We start from the raw sequence: 17,372 nt of genomic DNA, 5'->3' as shown, positions 1-17,372 counted from the left end.
CGTGCCGTCGGCGGGCCCGGGCCTGCGGTGGCGCGAGCGCTACCAGCTCACGGCGATGTACTGCGACTCCATGTACTCCAGGAGCCCCTCGGCGCCGCCCTCGCGGCCGATGCCCGATTCCTTCATCCCGCCGAACGGCGCCGCCGGGTCGGACACCAGACCACGGTTCAGCCCGACCATGCCGGACTCGATCCGTCCGCTGACCCGCAGGCCCCGAGCGAGGTCCTGCGTGTACACGTACGAAACCAGGCCGAACGGGGTCCCGTTCGCGAGCCGGACGGCGTCGTCCTCGGTGCGGAAGGTGACCACGGGCGCGACCGGCCCGAAGATCTCCTCCTTGAGGATGCGCGCGTGCTCCGGCACCCCGGTCAGCACGGTCGCCGGGTAGAACCAGCCGGGGCCGTCCGGGGACGCTCCGCCGGTCAGCACCGTGGCGCCGTCCTCCTTCGCGCCGTCGACGAGCCGGGCGATGTCGTCGCGGGCGGTCTCGTTCACCATCGGGCCGAGCTGGACCTGCGGGTCGAGGCCGTCGCCCGTCCGGAGCGCGCCCATCGCCTCGGCGAGACGTGCCGAGAACGCATCGGCGATGCCCTCCTGCACGTAGAAGCGGTTCGCCGCGGTGCAGGCTTCGCCGCCGTTCCGCATCTTGGCGATCATGGCGCCGGCGACCGCCTCGTCGAGGTCGGCGTCGTCGAAGACCACGAAGGGTGCGTTGCCACCGAGCTCCATCGACGTGTTCACGACGGACTCCGCGGCGAGCTTCATGAGCTTCACGCCCACTTCGGTCGATCCGGTGAACGAGAGCTTCCGGGCACGCGGATCGCGCACCATCTGCTCGACCACGGTGCCGGAGGACCGGCTCGGCAGCACGTTGAGGACACCGGCCGGCAGGCCCGCCTCGGCGAAGAGCGCGCCGATCGCCAGGGCGGTCAGCGGGGTGTCGCTCGCCGGCTTCAGGACCGTCGTGCACCCGGCGGCGAGGGCCGGTCCGATCTTCCGGGTCGCCATCGCCGCGGGGAAGTTCCACGGGGTGACGAGGATCGCGATGCCGATCGGACGGTGCTCGACGAGGATCTTGTTCGTGCCACCCGGTGCGGTCTGCAGCGCACCCGGGATCCGGACGGCCTCTTCCGCGTACCAGCGGAGGAACTCGGCGGCGTACAGGACCTCGCCGCGGGCGTCGGCGAAGACCTTGCCGTTCTCCGCCGTGATGAGCCGCGCGAACCAGTCGGCGCGCTCGACCATCAGGTCGTACGCCCGCGACAGCACCTCGGATCGCTTCCGGGGCGGGGTCGCGGCCCAGCCGGCGGCAGCGTCCGCCGCGGCGTCGACGGCCGCCTGGGCGTCGTTCCGGGTCCCGCTCGAGACGGTGGCGATGACGCTGCCGTCCACGGGGTCGTGAACGTCGAACGTCGCGCCGTCGGACGCTGCGCGTTCCACCCCGCCGATCAGGAGGCCCGTGGGGACGCCGGCGGTGATACTCGCCCGGTCGGTCGTCGAGTCCACGGCGTCGATGGCGTCGCGGACGTCGGTCACGTCGGTCATGAGTGCTCCAGTTCTCGGACGCGGGGTGCGGGCTGCGTCAGGTAGAGGCGCTGCTCGCGCTTGTGCTCGTCGTAGGTGGCACGGGCGTCCTTCGTGCTGTCGAGGGTCGAGACCTCGGCGACCGGCACGTCCCACCAGGCGCCGGAGCCGCCGAAGCGACCCTGGGCGTCGACGCGGACGTACACGACGCTGGTGCCGTCGTGTGCACGGGCCGCGTCGAGCGCGGAACGGAAGGTGTCCGCGGTGTCGGCGGAGAAGACCTCGGCACCGTAGCTCGCCGCGTTGGCGACGAAGTCGACCTCGAGCCGGCGGCCGTCGTGTCGGAGTGCCTCACCGCGCTCGTTGAAGCGGGTGCCGAACGTCTGCGAGCCGAGGGTCTCGGACAGTGCAGCGATCGAGCCGTAGCCGAAGTTGTCGACGATGACGATGGTCATCTGCAGGTGCTCCTGCACCGCGGTCATGATCTCCTGCGACATCATCAGGTACGAGCCGTCACCGACGAGCACGTGCACGCGCCGCTCGGGTGCGGCGAGCTGTGCCCCCACGCCACCGGCGACCTCGTAACCCATGCACGAGTTGCCGTACTCGATGTCGTAGCCCTTCGGGCCGCCCGGACGCCACAGGCGGTGCAGGTCGCCCGGCATCGAGCCTGCGGCGTTGACCACGACGTCGTCGGGCTCGGCCGAGGCGTTGAGGAGCCCGAGCATCTCGGCCTGGGACAGCGTCGGGCTGTCCTGGACCTCGACGATGCGGTCGACCTCGGCACGCCAGTCCGCGGCCGCCTGCTCGTTCGCGGCCACGACGTCGGCGTCGAGCGTGAAGCCGTCGAGCGCGGCGCGGAGCTCAGCGAGCGTCTCGCGGGCGTCGCCGACCAGGGGGATGCCGGACTCCTTGAACGCGTCGATCTCGGCGACGTTGATGTTCACGAACGCCACGTCGGGGTTCTGGAACATGGTGTTCGAGGCCGTCGTGAAGTCGGTGTAGCGGGTCCCGATGCCGATGACCACGTCGGCGTCGTTCGCGATGGCGTTGGCGTACGCGGATCCGGAGGAACCGAGTGCGCCGAGGGCGAGCCGGTGGTCCCAGGGCATGCCGGCCTTGCCCGCCTGCGTCACGCCGACGCCGATGCCGGTCGACTCGGCGAAGCGCACGAGCTCCTCGGTCGCCTCGGAGTACACGACGCCACCACCGGCGATGACGACGGCCTTCTTCGCACCCTTGATGAGCTCGGCCGCACGCTGGATCGCCGCGGTGTCGGGACGGTTGCGGGCGACGTGCCAGACCCGCTCGGAGAACAGCGTCTCCGGGAAGTCGAACGCCTCGGCCTGCACGTCCTGCGGCAGGGCGATGGTGACGGCGCCGGTGTCGGCCGGGCTCGTCAGTACGCGCATCGCCTCGAGCAGGGCGGAGGGGAGCTGCTCCGGCCGGCTGATCCGGTCGAAGTACCGCGACACCGCACGGAACGAGTCGTTCGCTGTGACGTCCATCGCGTACGGGTGCTCCTGCTGCTGGAGCACCGCGCCGGTGGACCGGGTGGCGAAGGCGTCCGACGGGAAGAGCAGGACGGGGATGTGGTTCACCGTCGCGGTACCGGCACCGGTGACCATGTTGGTCGCGCCGGGGCCGATCGAGGTCGAGACGGCCAGCGCGCCGAGGCGGTTCTTCGTCTTCGCGTAGCCGGTCGCGATGTGGACCATGCCCTGCTCGTTGCGGCCCTGGTAGTAGGGGAACACGTCCTGGTACTGCAGGAGCGCCTGTCCGAGCCCGGCGACGTTGCCGTGGCCGAAGATGCCGAACGCGCCGCCGAAGAAGGACTGCGTCACCCCGTCACGTTCGACGTGCTGGGCCTGCATGAACTCGACGATCGCCTGGCCCACCGTGAGGCGGCGGGTCGGCTGAGGGTGTTGCGCCATTGCGAACTTCCTTTTCGTGGTGGGTCAGGGGCGGACGGGGACGAACGGCACACGCGGATCGGTGCCGAGGGCTTCCCACTTGGCGCGGGCCGGGGCGAGCGCGGGGTCCTCTGCGGCCTGCAGGGTGCGCTTCGGCGCCGGGCCGGCGAGGACGTTCAGGTAGTAGAGGTCCTGGTCGTGGGCGGCCACGGTGGTGTGGTACCCCCAGGGGATGAGGCAGATGTCGCCGTCGCGGACGGGGACGTCGAGGTCGAAGTCACGCTCCGGGCTGTAGACCCGCTGCAGCGCCCACCCGTTCTCCGGGTCGCGGAGACGGTAGTAGTAGACCTCCTCCAGCTGCGCTTCGCCGTCGATGTCGTGCTCGTGCTTGTGCGGCGGGAAGCTCGACCAGTTGCCGCCCGGGGTCCACACCTCGACGATGTGCAGGCGGTCGGCCGGGAAGTCGGGTGACATCGGCGTGGAGACCTGCCGCGTCGCGTTGCCGGCACCGCGGGTGGCGGATCCGACGTCGTCCGGCGTGACCAGGACGACCTCGTGCTGCTCGGTGGCCGACGCGGTCGCGATGGCCAGTTCGGCTCCGGGGGTGGCGGTGATCGTCACTCCGGTGTCGCGCGGGACGGAGAGCGTGTGCCCGAGTCCGTCGAAGACGGTGTCCCGGCCACCGAGGCGGTACTCCTCGCCGGCGACCGTGAGGACGAGGTCGCCGTGCAGGTTCACGAACGCCCGCTCGTTGCCGTCGGCGGGCAGCTCGACCGTCTCGCCGTCGCCGAAGGTCTTCACCTGGAAGGTGATGAACTCCCAACCGGCGATCTCCGGAGTGATGACGTCCCATGCGCCGTGCTTGAGCACCTGCGGGTCGACCATGTTGTGATCCTCTCTGCGTCGTTGCGTTCGGATGGGGAGAGCATACAGCTGTTCTCGCTTGGCGGACGAACCGTCCGCTGTGAGAAAAGCGGTCAGACGAATCAGAACCCGGCTTCAGCGAGCCGGATGCACCGCAGGGTCGTGTCCCGTGCGGCGTCCAGGGCGTCGGCCAGCGACTTCGCGCGGTGCTCGATCGAGAGCATCTCGACGCCCCACGGGCCGGACCAGCCGACCCGGGCCATCGTGCGGAAGAAGCCGACGACGTCCTGCGCGCCCTCGCCCGGGTAGCGCCGGTTGTCCCGGGTGTCCTCGAACAGGGTGCGGCCAGCCTCGGGCAGGGCGTCCGCGTCGTTCACCTCGACCCCGACGACCGTCGTGGGGTCCAGGGTGCGTCGGAGCTCGTCGAGCGAGGTCCCGGCGCGGAAGACGTGCCAGGAGTCGACGACCAGGCCGGCGTGGGGATGGTCCACCGCCCCGACCAGTTCGGACCCCTGCGGCAGCGAGGAGATACCGGCGAAGGGCAGCGGCTCGAGCGCGAGTCGCGTGCCGATCGCCGCAGCCTCGTCGGCCAGCCGGCGGAACGGTCCGACGTAGGGCTCGACCGAAGCGACCGTCGGCGCCGGAGGCGGAGCGATCTTCACCATCGGGCTGTCGAAGGCCTGCGCGGCGTCGCGGAGCAGGCCCCATCGGGCACGCCACGGCGCGTCCGACGGGTCGCGCCACCAGTCCTTGACGAGCTCGACCTCGAGGTGACCGATGCCGAGGCGGTCGGCATGGGCCCGGAGCGCGTCGAACCCGATCGTGTCCCGGACGACCTCGAGGTCGTCGACGACGAACCCGAGCCCGGTGAACCCGGCGTCAGCCGCGGCACTGACCCGGTCCCGTGCCGAGAACGAGCTGCGCTCCGACGTGCCGTCCGGCACCGCGGTCCCCGACGTCGTCCAGCAGGTGGCGACGAGGTCGTGGCTGATCCCGGTCATCGCGACAGGTCGACCGCGACCGATCCGCCCGTGCGGGCCGACCGGTCGGCGGCGTCGGCGAGGACGAGCGCGGCACGGCCGTCCTCGAACCCGGGGCTGCGGGAGGGTTCGCCCCGCACCGCCTTCAGGAACTCGACGACCTCGAGCCGGTATGCCTCCGCGTACCGCTGCAGGAAGAAGTTCTGGTACGGCTCCAGTGCCTCGACGGCGTCGGCACCCCAGTGCCGTACGAGCGTGTCGGTCTGGTTGCCGACCTGCAGGAGCCCCTCGGACCCGAAGACCTCGAAGCGCTGGTCGTACCCGTACGCCGCGTGCCGCGAGTTCGTGATCACCACGAGTTCGTCGCCCGCACCGCGGAGGGTGACGACCGCGGAGTCGAAGTCGCCGAGTTCGCGGGCCGTCGCACTGAACGTGTTCGCGCCACGGGCGGTCACCTCGACGATGTCCGGCACGAAGAAGCGCGCCATGTCGAGGTCGTGGATCGTCATGTCACGGAAGATCCCGCCGGACGACGCCAGGTACCCGGCCGGTGGCTCGGCGGGGTCGCGGCTCGTGATGAGGACCTGCTCCAGCGTGCCGATCTCCCCCGCGCTCACCCGGCGGTGTAGTTCGGCGAAGTGTCGGTCGAACCGCCGGTTGAAACCGAGCACGATCGGGACGGTGGCGGCCGCGGCCTTCGCGCGGAACCGGTCCACCCGCTCGAGGTCGAGGTCGATCGGCTTCTCGCAGAGCACCGGGACGCCCGCGTCGATCGCGGCGTCGATGAGGTCGACGTGGGTGACCGTCGGTGCCGCGATGATGACCGCGTCGACCTCGCCCGAGGCGAATACCTCGGCCGGGTCGGTGCTGACCGCGCCGCCGTACTCGGCGGCCGTTCGCTCGGCGCCCTCGACGAACGGGTCGCAGACCCACGCGAGCTCTGCGTCGTCGATGGCGGCCACGCTCATGGCGTGGACCTGTCCGATGCGCCCGGTGCCGAAGAGGCCGATCCGGATCTGTTGCGCCATTGCAATCTCCAGGTGGTGTTGGTCGCGTGGTCTACGCGGTGGTGGTCCGCATGGTCGACGCGGTACTGCGCGGTCGCACAGGACGACCGGTGTGGAACGATTCGGCAGCAGCTTCGGCGAGTGCGGTGGCGACGAGACCGGCGGCGGGCGGGGTGAGGCTCTCCGACTCACCACGGATCATCCGTACGAAGTGCGCGATCTCCTCCTCGAACGCCGGGACGAACCGGTCGCCGAAGGTGTCGTACGGGTTCGCCGGGGCGATGCCGCCGGGCTCGGTCGACGTGATCGGCGTGCGCGGTCCGTAGCCCGCGCCGAACGCGCCGTTCGTCCCGGTGACCTCGAGCCGGACGTCCTGGCCGGCGTCGCTCCGGCGGAGCGCCCCGATGCTGCCAACGGCACCCGAGGCGAACCGCAGGGTCACCATCGCGGTGTCGGTGTCCTGGTAGTCACCGTAGACGGGCTCGTCCAGGACGGACCCGATCATCGAGATCTCGACGACGGGGTCGCCGACGACCCACGGGATGATGTCGAAGTCGTGGACGAGCAGGTCGAGCCACATGCCGTGCGACTGCGGTATGTAGTCCACCGGCAGGGCGTGGTGGTCGTTCTCGGTCGCCTGCACGAGTCGCAGCGTGCCGATGTCACCGTCGAGGACGTGCTGCCGCAATCGCTGGTAGCCCGGGTCGTAGCGGCGGTGGAACGCGACCATGATCGGGGTGCCGGTCGCGTCGAGGTCGCGGGACAGCTCGGTGAGCTCGTCCACGCCGAGTGCGAGGGGCTTCTCGATCAGGAGCGGGGTGTGCGAGTCCGCGACGACGCGGGCCAAGTCGGCGTGGGTGTCCGTCGCCGCCGCGACGAGGACGCCGTCGAGCGAGGGCAGGACGTCTGCGAGCGGCTCGACGGTGGTCGACACCGACGCCCAGCCGGTCTCGGCCCCGCGTTGCTCGTCGAGCCGGGTGCGCACGCCCTCGGTCCGGCCGGCGTCGCGGCCGATCAGCACGACCTCGTCGACGCCCGGGGTCCTGGCGAGGTTCCGCGCGTGCATCGCGCCGATGCGGCCGAGGCCGGCGACGCCGACCCTCACCGGGTGACCTCGGCGGCCTCGAGCTCGGCGACGAGGGCGCGGACGAACTCGACGCTCGCACGGGCGTCCTCGATCGGGCCGGTCCCGGGAGCGGGCTCCTCGAGCACGACCTTGTCCTGCTCGAGGACGATCCAGCCGTCGAAGCCGGCTTCTACCATGCTCGTCAGGATCGCGCGGATGTCCACGTCGCCCTGTCCGACGGGTCGGTAGAGCAGGTCCGCCTTGATTGCGTCGAAGTAGCTGATCTCGCCATTTGCCACCTGCTGCGCACCCTCGAGGGACACGTCCTTGAGGTGCATGTACGCGATGCGGTCGCTGTGCTCGGCGGCGAAGCGGACCGGGTCCGTGCCACCGAGGAACAGGTGTCCGGTGTCGAAGCAGAACGGGATCGTCGATCCGGCGAGCACGGCATCGACGTCGTCCTTCGTCTCGACGACGGTCCCGACGTGCGGGTGCAGGGTCGCTGTCACGCCGACCGCCGCCGCCGCCTCGGTGATCCGGTCGAAATTGGTGAACAGCGTCGCCCACTGCTCGTCGGTGAGCGGCTCGCGCTGGGCGTCGTAGCCGGTCTGCTCGCTGTCCGCGCAGACCACGAGCACGGTCGCCCCGGAGGCCGCGTAGTCGGCGAGTTCCTGTTCGATCCGGGGCAGCGGGTCGGTGCCGGGCTGATGGGCGATGACCGGCACGAAGCTGCCGATCGCCGTCATGCCGAACTCGGCGAGCCGGGCCGCCTTGTCCTCGGGCGCCGGGGGCAGGAACCCCTGGGCGCCGAGCTCGGTGGCCTCGAAACCGAGGGACGTCATCTCGGCGAGGACGCGCTCTGGCGGCAGCTGGTGGCCCCAGCCGTCAACCTCGCTGACACCCCAGGAGATCGGTGCGGTCGCGATGCGGAGGCTCATGCACGCACCCCTGCGGTGACGGCGGTGTTGGCGGTGGTGCCGGGTTCGACGGGCAGGTCGACCCATTGCCCGGAAGCAGCGGACTCCTCGGCGGCGCTCAGCACGCGGGCCGAGGCGACGGCGTCGTGGATGTTCGACCCGGTGGCCTCGCCGCCGGTGGCCGCGGTGAGGAACTTCGCCGCCTCGATGACCTTGAGGTCGTCGTAGCCCATGCTCGTGCCCGAGCTCGGCTGGAAGCGGGAGTAGTCGGGGAAGTACCCGTCGGCGAACGCGCGGGTGTAGCCGACGTGCGGGCCGGTGCGGGCCAGCGCGACGTCGAGCTCGTTGAGCCGCTCGAAGTCCCAGCGGACCGACCCCTCGGTGCCGAAGACCTCGAACGCGTACTCGGACCGGGGGCCGACCGCGATGCGGGAGGCCTCGAGGTTGCCGATCGCGCCCGCGCCCACGGCGGACTCGCCGAAGCGGACGAGCATCGTGGCGTAGTCCTCGTTCTCGACGGGGAGCAGCTTGCCGGCGTCGGGCGTGCCGGGGAGCCCGGGCCGCTCGGTCAGGTAGGTGCCGGTCGCGGCCGAGATCGAGCCGATCGGGCCGAGGACGTAGTGCATGAGGTCGACGAGGTGCCCCATCAGGTCACCGAGGACCCCGCTGCCCGAGGTCGCCCGGACGAAGCGCCACGTCAGCGGGTCCTCCGGGTTCGAGGAGAAGCCGCCGAAGAACCGACCGCGGACGTTGGTGATCCGGCCGAGCGAACCGTCGAGGACGAGCTGCCGTGCGTGCTGCACCGCCGGGACGTGCCGGTAGTTGAAGCCGATGGTGGTCGCGACCCCGGCGGCGTCAGCGGCGGCAGCAACCGACTCGGTCTCTTCCGCCCCGCGGCCGACGGGCTTCTCGATCCAGAACGGCTTACCGGCTGCGGCCGCGGCGATGCCGATCTCGGCGTGCAGCGAGTTCGGGGCGCAGATCGACACGACGTCGACCTCGGGGTCGGCCAGGATTTCGCGGTAGTCCGAGACGACCTTCTCGTAGCCGAGGACGTCCTTCGCGTGGTCGCGACCGGCGGGTGCGACGTCGGCGGCGACGACGAGTCGGGGACGGAGCCCGAGCTCCGGGTAGACGAGCGGGAGGAGGGCGTAGGAGCGCGAGTGGAGGCGCCCCATCCAGCCGACGCTGATGAGGCCGACTCCGACCGAGCGGGGTGCGCTGTTCTCTGCCACGGGTGCTCCTTTGCTTCCTGGCGAGGATTTTGAACCGGTCCAAAATCTGGACCGGTTCAATGTACGACCCCGGTTTCGCCGATGTCAACCTCGGCGCAGTACTGACGACGACCGGACCCGGAGCGTCGGCGCGATGAGCACCTCGCCGGGGTTCTCCTCCGAGAGCAGGAGTTCCGCGGCACGTCGCCCGATCGCCGCGTTGTCCGGGTCGACGGACGTCAGGTCCACCGCCCCGAGCGCCGCCAGGTACGTGTTGTCGTACCCGGTGACCGCGACCGAGCCGGTGAGCCCGCGCTGCCGGACGGCCGCCGTCACGCCGATCGCGGCGAGGTCGTTCACGGCCGTGATCGCCGTCGGCGGTTCGTCCCGGTCGAGCAGCTCGAGGGCCGCTCGGTACCCGGCAGCCTCGGAGAAGTCGCTCTCGGCGACCAGCCCCCCGTCGAGCCCGTGTTCATGGACCGCTGCACGGAAGGCCTCCACACGCCCGGTTGCTACGCGGCCCCCGGCTCCGCCCACGTGCCCGATGCGCCGGTGCCCGATGTCGACCAGGTGGTCGACGACGAGCCGGATCCCGACCTCGTCGTCCCCGCGGACCGTTGCAGCACCGGCGAGCCGACCGGGCCGTGCGCTGGCGATCACGATGCGGGCGGCGCCCATCACCTGCACGACCCGGTCCATGGTCGGCACCGACCCGACGACGATGAGCCCGGACGGCTGCAGGTCACCGAGCATCGCGACCGCGTCGAGGTCGAGGCGCGGGCGTGACGAACCGTTCGGCAGCACCGCACTGGTCATCAGCCCGAGGCGACCGCCCGACGCCAGGGACACCCGCGCCGCGTCGACGACCTCGGCGAGCACGGGGTTCCGCGAGTCGGCGACCAGGATCCCGACGAAGTCGTCCCGGGCGCCGTTGAGCGAGCGCGCCACCCGGTTCGGCCGGAACCCCAGCACGTCGGCGGCGTCGAGGATCCGAGCGAGGCGCTCGGGGCTGACCGAACCTGGTGAGCTGAACGCGAGCGACACGAGCGACTTCGACACCGCCGCACGGTCGGCGACGTCCCGCATGGTCGCGCGCCGCCCCGCTGTGGTGGACCCGTCGTCAGCCATGCTCCACATCTTGCAGCACGGTCACCGCTCGTCGCGACCGGCCCGCTTCGCCTTGCCCTTGATGGTGTCGATGTAGATCGCACCGGTCGTGACCTCCTCCTCGAGCTTCTCGAGCGACCAGCCTCGGGTCTCCGGTACCTGCGTCACGATGAACGCCAACGCAATGGCACCGATCACGGCGAAGAGGAAGAACGTTCCGGTGATGCCGACACCCTCGATGAGCGACGGCACGTAGAGGGCCAGGACACCGTTCATCAGCCAGCCGGCGAACGCCGCGATGCCGGTCCCGAGGCCGCGCATGTTGAGCGGGAAGATCTCGGCCAGCCACACCCAGACCGCGATGTTGAGGCAGGACTGCATCGACAAGACGAAGGCGCAGATCAGGAACAGGAGCACGTAAGGGCGGATCGGGTTGCCGTCCGGGATCACCAGGGACGACACGCCGATCAGGATGTGGCAGGTCGTGGTCAGGGAGAGCCCGAGGATGAACGTCTTCCGACGGTCCACGCGGTCCATGTTCCGGAGGGCGATGAGCCCGCCGACGACCGCGAGGATGCCCGGGGCGATGTTCGCGATGAGTGCGGCGTTCGCCCCGAACCCGGACTCGATCAGGATGCGCTGGCCGTAGTACATGATCGAGTTGATGCCGGTGACCTGCTGGGCGATGGCGACGCCGCACCCGATCAGGACGATGCGGATGAGCCAGCGGCTGGACAACAGGGCCTTCAGCCCGTTCAGGCGGGTCTCGCTGGGCTCCTCGGCCGTCACCCGACGGATCTCCTCGAGCTCGGCCTCGGCACGGCCCTCGTTGCGGACGGTCTTGAGGATCGCGAGCGCCCGCTCGTCGTGACCGTGCTCGACGAGCCAGCGCGGGGACTCCGGCATCCGGAGCATGCCGATGAACAAGGCAGCGGCCGGGATCGCGCAGATGAAGAACATGACGCGCCACACGCCGCCCTCGTCGCCGAGGACGATGCCGATGATCGCGTTGATGACGAACGCGGCGAGCTGCCCGCTCACGATCGCGAGCTCGTTGCGCCCGGTGATCATGCCGCGGATCTCGAGCGGTGCGAGTTCGGCCAGGTACACGGGGACGACGATGGACGCGGCGCCCACCGCCAGGCCGACGGCGATGCGTCCGGCCAGCAGCACCTCGAAGTTTGGCGAGAACACCGCGAGCAGCGTGCCGCAGAAGAAGAAGACCGCCATCGCGAGGATCGTGGAGCGCCGGCCGATGCGGTCGGACACCGGACCGCCGATCAGGCCGCCGACGGCCGCGGCGAAGACGAGCGACGAGATCACGACACCGAGGCCGATGTCGTCGAGCCCGAGCTGCGACTGGATCGAGATCTCGGCGCCGTTGCTGACGCCGGTGTCGTACCCGAACAGCAGGCCGCCGAGGCAGGCGACGACCGAGATGAGACCGATTCGTTTCCGGTGCAGTCCCGTCGTGAGGGGTGGCAGTTCGAGCGCTCCGCGCGGTTGACCCTGTCCAGACATGCTGACTCCTTCGTCATCGACTCCCGTAGTTCTCACACCACGGACGGACTGTTCACAGGGTAACAGGCGCCGATCACGAGGTTCCACTCTTGTGGACCAGGGTGATTCGTTATACCGTACGCCGGACAGACAACCCGCCAGGTGAGAATTGGCAAGGTCGCTGACTCTCAGACAGCACCTCGGCGGAACCGTCGAACCCGTGCACCACAGCGGAACCACTGGACAAAGGAGTCTTCCGTGAAGCGCATCTCTGCAGTCATGGGCATCACCGCCGCGCTCGCGGCCAGTGCCCTCGTCCTCGCCGGTTGTTCCTCGCAGGGGGGGGGGGGGCGTGTCGCATCGAGCGACGACGACTCGTCCGGCGGGACCAGCAAGGACTCCGGCCTCACCATCGCCCTCGTCACCCACGCCGCCCCCGGCGACACGTTCTGGGACATCGTCCGGAAGGGTGCCGAGGACGCCGCGAAGAAGGACGGCGTCAAGCTCCTCTACGCCTCCGACCCCGACGGATCCAAGCAGGCACAGCTCGTGCAGCAGTACACCGACCAGAAGGTGGACGGCATCGCGGTGTCGCTCGCCAAGCCCGACGCGCTGAAGAGCTCGGTGCAGGCAGCCGAGAAGGCCGGCATCCCCGTGGTGTCCTTCAACTCCGGCAGCGACGCCTACTCGGCGCTCGGCATCCTGGCCCACTTCGGGCAGGACGAGTCGGTCGCCGGCGAAGCGGTCGGCAACGAGCTGGAGAAGCAGGGCCTGTCGAAGCCGATCTGCGTCATCCAGGAGCAGGGCAACGTCGCACTCGAAGCACGGTGCGGCGGCATCAAGAAGGTCCTGCCCGACACCGAGACGCTCTACGTCAACGGCACGGACAACAGCGCCGTGCAGTCGACGGTGACCGCGAAGCTCCAGGCGGACAGCAGCGCGGACGTCGTCGTGGGGCTCGGTGCCCCGTACACCGCGGTGATCCTCAAGGCGGTCAAGGCCGCCGGCAGCGACATCAAGGTCGCCTCGTTCGACCTCAACGCCTCGCTCGCCAAGAGCATCAAGTCCGGCGACGTCCTGTTCACCGTGGACCAGCAGCCGTTCATGCAGGGCTACGAGTCGATCGACTCGATCGTCCTCTACAAGCAGGGCGGCTTCGTCCTCGGTGGCGGCAAGCCGACCCTGACTGGACCGGCCATCGTCGACTCGTCGAACATCGGCAAGGTCCTGCAGTACGCCGAGGACGGTCTGCGGTGACCGCCGCAGGGCTCGTCCTCGCGGGTGACGAGCGGCTCGCCGCCCGGAGCCCCGTCCGGAAGCTCCTCGGCCGCCCCGAGGTGGGTGCGGTGGTCGGCGCGATCGCGATGTTCGTGTTCTTCGCCGTCATCGCCCCGGTGTTCGTGCAGCCCGACTCGATCTCGACGGTCCTCTACGGTTCGTCGACCATCGGGATCATGGCGGTCGGTGTCTCGCTCCTCATGATCGGCGGAGAGTTCGACCTCTCCGCCGGCGTCGGGGTCATCTCCTCCTCGCTCACCGCGAGCCTGTTCGCCTGGTACTTCTCCACGAACGTCTGGGTGGGCGTGTTGCTCGCGCTCGTCTTCTCGCTCGGCGTCGGCTTCGTCAACGGGTGGATCCTCGTCCGGACGAAGCTCCCCTCGTTCATCGTCACCCTTGCGACGTTCCTGATGCTCACCGGCCTGAACCTCGCGGTCACCCGCCTGGTGTCCGGCTCGGTGTCGACGCTGGACGTCTCGCAGCTCGACGGCTTCGCGCTGGCGGAGCAGATGTTCGCCGCCGACGTCCCGGTCTTCGGCATCACGGTGAAGATCACCGTGTTCATCTGGATCGCGCTCGTGATCATCGCCTCCTGGGTGCTCCTCCGCACCCGGGTCGGCAACTGGATCTTCGCCGTCGGCGGGGACGAGAACGCCGCCCGCGCCGTCGGTGTCCCGGTCACGAAGACGAAGATCGGCCTGTTCATGGGCGTCGGCTTCTGCGCCTGGATCGGCGGCATGCACAACCTGTTCGCCTTCAACGTCGTGCAGTCCGGCGAGGGTGTGGGAAACGAGTTCCTCTACATCATCGCCGCTGTCATCGGCGGCTGCCTGCTCACGGGCGGCTACGGATCCGCGGTCGGCGGTGCCATCGGCGCCCTGATCTTCGGGATGGCGAACAAGGGCATCGTCTATGCGCAGTGGAACCCGGACTGGTTCAAGTTCTTCCTCGGGCTCATGCTGCTGCTCGCCACCATCATCAACCTCATCGTCAAGAAACGAGCGGAGCAGAAATGATGCCCGAAACTGCGAACCCCACCACGCAGGCCGTCGAGGTGCCGGTGTCGGAGACGTCCGAGACCGTCGCAGGCGCACCGCACCTCATCGCCCTCCGGGACGTTGGCAAGCACTACGGCAACGTCATCGCCCTGTCCGACATCACGATGGACGTCGACTCCGGCCGCGTGACGTGCGTTCTCGGCGACAACGGCGCCGGCAAGTCGACCCTGATCAAGATCATCGCCGGGCTCCACCAGCACGACGCCGGTACCTTCTCGATCATGGGCGAGGACCGGAAGCTTTCGTCGCCGCGAGACGCCCTCGACGCCGGCATCGCCGCGGTCTACCAGGACCTCGCGGTCGTGCCGCTGATGCCGATCTGGCGGAACTTCTTCCTCGGCTCGGAACTTCGGAACCGGCTCGGCATGCTCGACGTCCCGGCGATGAAGCGCATCACCAAGCAGGAGCTGCTCGACATGGGCATCGACCTTCGCGACGTCGACCAGCCCATCGGCACCCTGTCCGGTGGTGAGAAGCAGTGCGTCGCGATCGCCCGCGCCGTCTACTTCGGCGCGAAGGCGCTCATCCTCGACGAGCCGACCGCCGCGCTCGGCGTGAAGCAGTCCGGTGTCGTGCTGAAATACATCCTCCGGGCCCGCGACCGCGGTCTCGGCGTCATCTTCATCACGCACAACCCGCACCACGCCTACCCCGTGGGCGACCGCTTCCTGCTGCTCCGTCGCGGCAAGAGCATCGGGTACTTCGAGAAGAGCGGCATCACCCTGCCGGAACTCACCGGCATGATGGCCGGCGGCGCCGAGCTCGAAGAGCTCGCCCACGAACTCGAGCAGGTCGGTGGGCAGTCCGAGCGCATCGAGGAGATCCGCGCCGCCGAAGTCATCCCAGGCGCCTAACCGGGAGAAGGACACGGATCGGTTGCGGCGAGATCGCTGGCATGGGCGTTGATCGCTGAAGCGTGCGGATCTATGGGGTGAACCACCTGCTTTGGGTGGGCCACCGCCGTCATAACCGCGCGCCGGCTCCACATCCCATGGCCCGCACCATCCGCGACCTTGAGCTCGGCTACCAGATTTGGTGGACCAGCAGGCCGCGAAAGCCGTCCGCGCGGGCGGGTCGATCGTCAACATCTCCACCGCCGTCACCCGAGTCCTTGCCCCCGGATACACGGCCTACGTCGCCAGCAAGGCAGGTGTTGAAGCGGCGACCCGCGTCCTCGCGAAGGAGGTCGCCGGCCGCGATATCACCGTCAACGCGGTCGCTCCCGGACCGACGGAGTCGGACATGCTCGAGAGCGACTTCAACAGCAACCCCGATCCGGTCGCCGCCCGCCAGTGCCTGGAGGGCATGACGCCGATGGGGCGCATCGGCAAGCCCGACGACATCGCCGACGTCGTCCTGGCCCCTCGCCGGTCCGCTGCGCTGGGTGCACGGACAGGTGATCCACACCAGCGGCGGATTCGTCTGATCCGCAACCCCGCCGCACCGCGGTAACACGTCCTGCAGGCGGACGACGGCGACCGCCTGCAGGACCCACCCGCGCACACAGCGCTCGGCAGCACTACGAGGGCACCGGAAATCGGCGCCTCGCGAACGGAAAGAGGCGACACGCCATCATGAGCACGATCGGCATCATCGGGGCCGGGCAAGCCGGCAGCGTTCTCGCACAAGCGCTCATCGACGCCGGTCACCGCGTCGTCGTCGCGAACTCCCGGACCCCTCGGAGCTTGGACGACCTGGTGCGGCATCTCGGCCCTCGAGCAAGCGCCGCCTGGGCGGCCGACGCGGCAGCTGAAGCCGACATCGCGTTTCTCGGGTTCCCCTACGCCCCCGACACTGACCTTCCCGCAGCCGAACTGGCCGGGAAGATTGTGTTGGACAACAACAACTACATGGTGTGGCGTGACGGAAACATCGCTGCCATCGACACCGGCGCAGTGACCGTTCACGAACTCCGGCAGCAGCAGCTCCCCGCGTCCCGGATCGTAAAGGCATTCAGCCACGTGCAGTTCCACCCCCGGTTCACAATTCGGTCCGACGTCGACTCGGTCCGACGTCGACAAGCTCCCCGCGCTGCGCCGCCTCGCCCGTCCAGCAGGGGCGCCCGACCGTAAGGCGCTGGTGGTCTCCAGCGACAGTGTGGCGGCGGTTGACACCGTGGCACGGCTGTACGACGAGCTCGGCTTCGACGCCGTCGACAACAGCCCGCTCAGCGAGTCATGGCGCAGCGCCCCCGGAACACCAATGTGGCGGTTTCACGTAGACGGCCAGGATCGGCAGCAGCTGATCACGAACCTGCAGCACGCGGTATCACCGAGTTGACCTGGTTGGGATCGGTCCCAGCATTCTGGAAGTGGCCCTCGAGGAGCTCCTGCGCACGCACGCTCGCGCGACCGAGCACGTCCAGCTGCGCTTCGTTGTAAAGCTCTTGAATGGTCTCGACGAACACCTCTCTCGTCATTTCCGCGGACTGCAAGGTGCGGCCCTCGGGTGCGCTGAGCCAGTCGTGCTCGGCAAGATGGGCGGCCATCGTTGCCGCGAAGGACTCCACCAGCCGGTGACGGGTCGCCTCGTCCGCATCGGTGGTAAGAGCGTCGAATGTTCCGCCCAGGTCCTCGTCATCCGGTCGCGCTCGGACCATGAGCCCCATGTCGCCCATTGCGGCCTCGTCGTACAACCGCGAGTAGACCAGCATCAATGACCGCTCCGACCCTGACAGCCGATCGCTGATCGTCCCGGTGCCAGCTGGGACGTCGACTCCGCCGCGTCCGGCGAGGATCGACCGAACCTCATCCCGCGTGCTCTCCAGACGCTCGATGGTGCGAGAAAGGTCTGCCTCGATCACGGCCAGGGCACCGGCTGCGACCTCGGTCGTCTCGCCCAGGGCCTGAATGTCTCCTAAGGCGACTCCGAGGTCGCGGAGTCGGCGTACCTGCAGGAGCCGGATGAGATGCCTGCTGCCGTACTGCTTGTACCCGTTTGCCGC

At 69.4% G+C, this 17,372-nt stretch carries 16 protein-coding genes; 5 read left to right on the top strand and 11 right to left on the bottom strand.

Annotated features, from left to right (window positions below; all coding sequences use genetic code 11):
* Positions 1-39: 39 nt before the first annotated feature.
* The 10 genes from DEJ14_RS19005 to DEJ14_RS18960 form a co-directional block, all read right to left on the bottom strand.
* Complete coding sequence (locus DEJ14_RS19005; protein ID WP_111085108.1) at positions 40-1,545, bottom strand: NAD-dependent succinate-semialdehyde dehydrogenase; 1,506 nt, start codon at positions 1,543-1,545, stop codon at positions 40-42.
* Entirely contained in the window at positions 1,542-3,458 is a 1,917-nt protein-coding gene (gene iolD, locus DEJ14_RS19000; protein WP_111085107.1) for a 3D-(3,5/4)-trihydroxycyclohexane-1,2-dione acylhydrolase (decyclizing), read from the bottom strand. Before iolD ends, DEJ14_RS19005 begins: the two co-directional genes overlap by 4 nt.
* Positions 3,459-3,482: 24 nt before the next feature.
* Positions 3,483-4,322 (bottom strand): 5-deoxy-glucuronate isomerase, encoded by an 840-nt coding sequence (gene iolB / locus DEJ14_RS18995; RefSeq protein WP_111085106.1) that lies wholly within the window; start codon positions 4,320-4,322, stop codon positions 3,483-3,485.
* Between the two features lie 101 nt (positions 4,323-4,423).
* The gene (locus tag DEJ14_RS18990) at positions 4,424-5,302 is read right to left on the bottom strand and encodes a sugar phosphate isomerase/epimerase family protein (RefSeq protein WP_111085105.1); all 879 of its coding nucleotides are present in this window, start codon (positions 5,300-5,302) and stop codon (positions 4,424-4,426) included.
* The gene (iolG, locus tag DEJ14_RS18985; protein WP_111085104.1) at positions 5,299-6,309 is read right to left on the bottom strand and encodes an inositol 2-dehydrogenase; all 1,011 of its coding nucleotides are present in this window, start codon (positions 6,307-6,309) and stop codon (positions 5,299-5,301) included. The genes DEJ14_RS18990 and iolG overlap by 4 nt, the downstream gene beginning before the upstream one ends.
* A gap of 31 nt (positions 6,310-6,340) precedes the next feature.
* A complete protein-coding gene (locus tag DEJ14_RS18980; protein WP_111085103.1) occupies positions 6,341-7,393 on the bottom strand; it encodes a Gfo/Idh/MocA family protein in 1,053 nt (350 codons plus the stop codon).
* On the bottom strand, positions 7,390-8,292 hold the full coding sequence (locus DEJ14_RS18975) for a sugar phosphate isomerase/epimerase family protein (RefSeq protein WP_111085102.1): 903 nt from the start codon (positions 8,290-8,292) through the stop codon (positions 7,390-7,392). The genes DEJ14_RS18980 and DEJ14_RS18975 overlap by 4 nt, the downstream gene beginning before the upstream one ends.
* Positions 8,289-9,449 (bottom strand): Gfo/Idh/MocA family protein, encoded by a 1,161-nt coding sequence (locus DEJ14_RS18970; RefSeq protein ID WP_111085198.1) that lies wholly within the window; start codon positions 9,447-9,449, stop codon positions 8,289-8,291. Before DEJ14_RS18970 ends, DEJ14_RS18975 begins: the two co-directional genes overlap by 4 nt.
* Positions 9,450-9,590: 141 nt before the next feature.
* Positions 9,591-10,613 (bottom strand): LacI family DNA-binding transcriptional regulator, encoded by a 1,023-nt coding sequence (locus DEJ14_RS18965; protein WP_181437501.1) that lies wholly within the window; start codon positions 10,611-10,613, stop codon positions 9,591-9,593.
* A gap of 21 nt (positions 10,614-10,634) precedes the next feature.
* Positions 10,635-12,113 (bottom strand): sugar porter family MFS transporter, encoded by a 1,479-nt coding sequence (locus DEJ14_RS18960; protein WP_111085100.1) that lies wholly within the window; start codon positions 12,111-12,113, stop codon positions 10,635-10,637.
* 237 nt (positions 12,114-12,350) lie between these two features.
* Here DEJ14_RS18960 and DEJ14_RS18955 point away from each other — a divergent pair, with 237 nt between their 5' ends.
* From DEJ14_RS18955 to DEJ14_RS18935, 5 genes are all read left to right on the top strand, one after another.
* Positions 12,351-13,349: a substrate-binding domain-containing protein gene (locus DEJ14_RS18955; RefSeq protein WP_258373245.1), complete on the top strand. Its 999-nt coding sequence runs from the start codon at positions 12,351-12,353 to the stop codon at positions 13,347-13,349.
* The gene (locus DEJ14_RS18950; protein WP_111085098.1) at positions 13,346-14,386 is read left to right on the top strand and encodes an ABC transporter permease; all 1,041 of its coding nucleotides are present in this window, start codon (positions 13,346-13,348) and stop codon (positions 14,384-14,386) included. The genes DEJ14_RS18955 and DEJ14_RS18950 overlap by 4 nt, the downstream gene beginning before the upstream one ends.
* Complete coding sequence (locus DEJ14_RS18945) at positions 14,386-15,282, top strand: ATP-binding cassette domain-containing protein (RefSeq protein WP_111085197.1); 897 nt, start codon at positions 14,386-14,388, stop codon at positions 15,280-15,282. The genes DEJ14_RS18950 and DEJ14_RS18945 overlap by 1 nt, the downstream gene beginning before the upstream one ends.
* Positions 15,283-15,463: 181 nt before the next feature.
* Positions 15,464-15,880, top strand: coding sequence for an SDR family oxidoreductase (locus DEJ14_RS18940; RefSeq protein WP_181437500.1), 417 nt, complete (start codon positions 15,464-15,466; stop codon positions 15,878-15,880).
* A gap of 122 nt (positions 15,881-16,002) precedes the next feature.
* A complete protein-coding gene (locus DEJ14_RS18935; protein WP_258373244.1) occupies positions 16,003-16,500 on the top strand; it encodes an NADPH-dependent F420 reductase in 498 nt (165 codons plus the stop codon).
* A gap of 173 nt (positions 16,501-16,673) precedes the next feature.
* On the opposite strand, the gene DEJ14_RS18930 is transcribed toward DEJ14_RS18935, so the two are convergent.
* Positions 16,674-17,231 (bottom strand): hypothetical protein, encoded by a 558-nt coding sequence (locus tag DEJ14_RS18930; RefSeq protein ID WP_111085096.1) that lies wholly within the window; start codon positions 17,229-17,231, stop codon positions 16,674-16,676.
* Between the last annotated feature and the right edge of the window lie 141 nt (positions 17,232-17,372).

It is taken from the genome of Curtobacterium sp. MCJR17_020, from assembly GCF_003234365.2.
GTDB lineage: Bacteria > Actinomycetota > Actinomycetes > Actinomycetales > Microbacteriaceae > Curtobacterium.
Note: the sequence above shows the minus strand (reverse complement) of the source record. Positions and strands in the feature narration are given on the sequence as shown.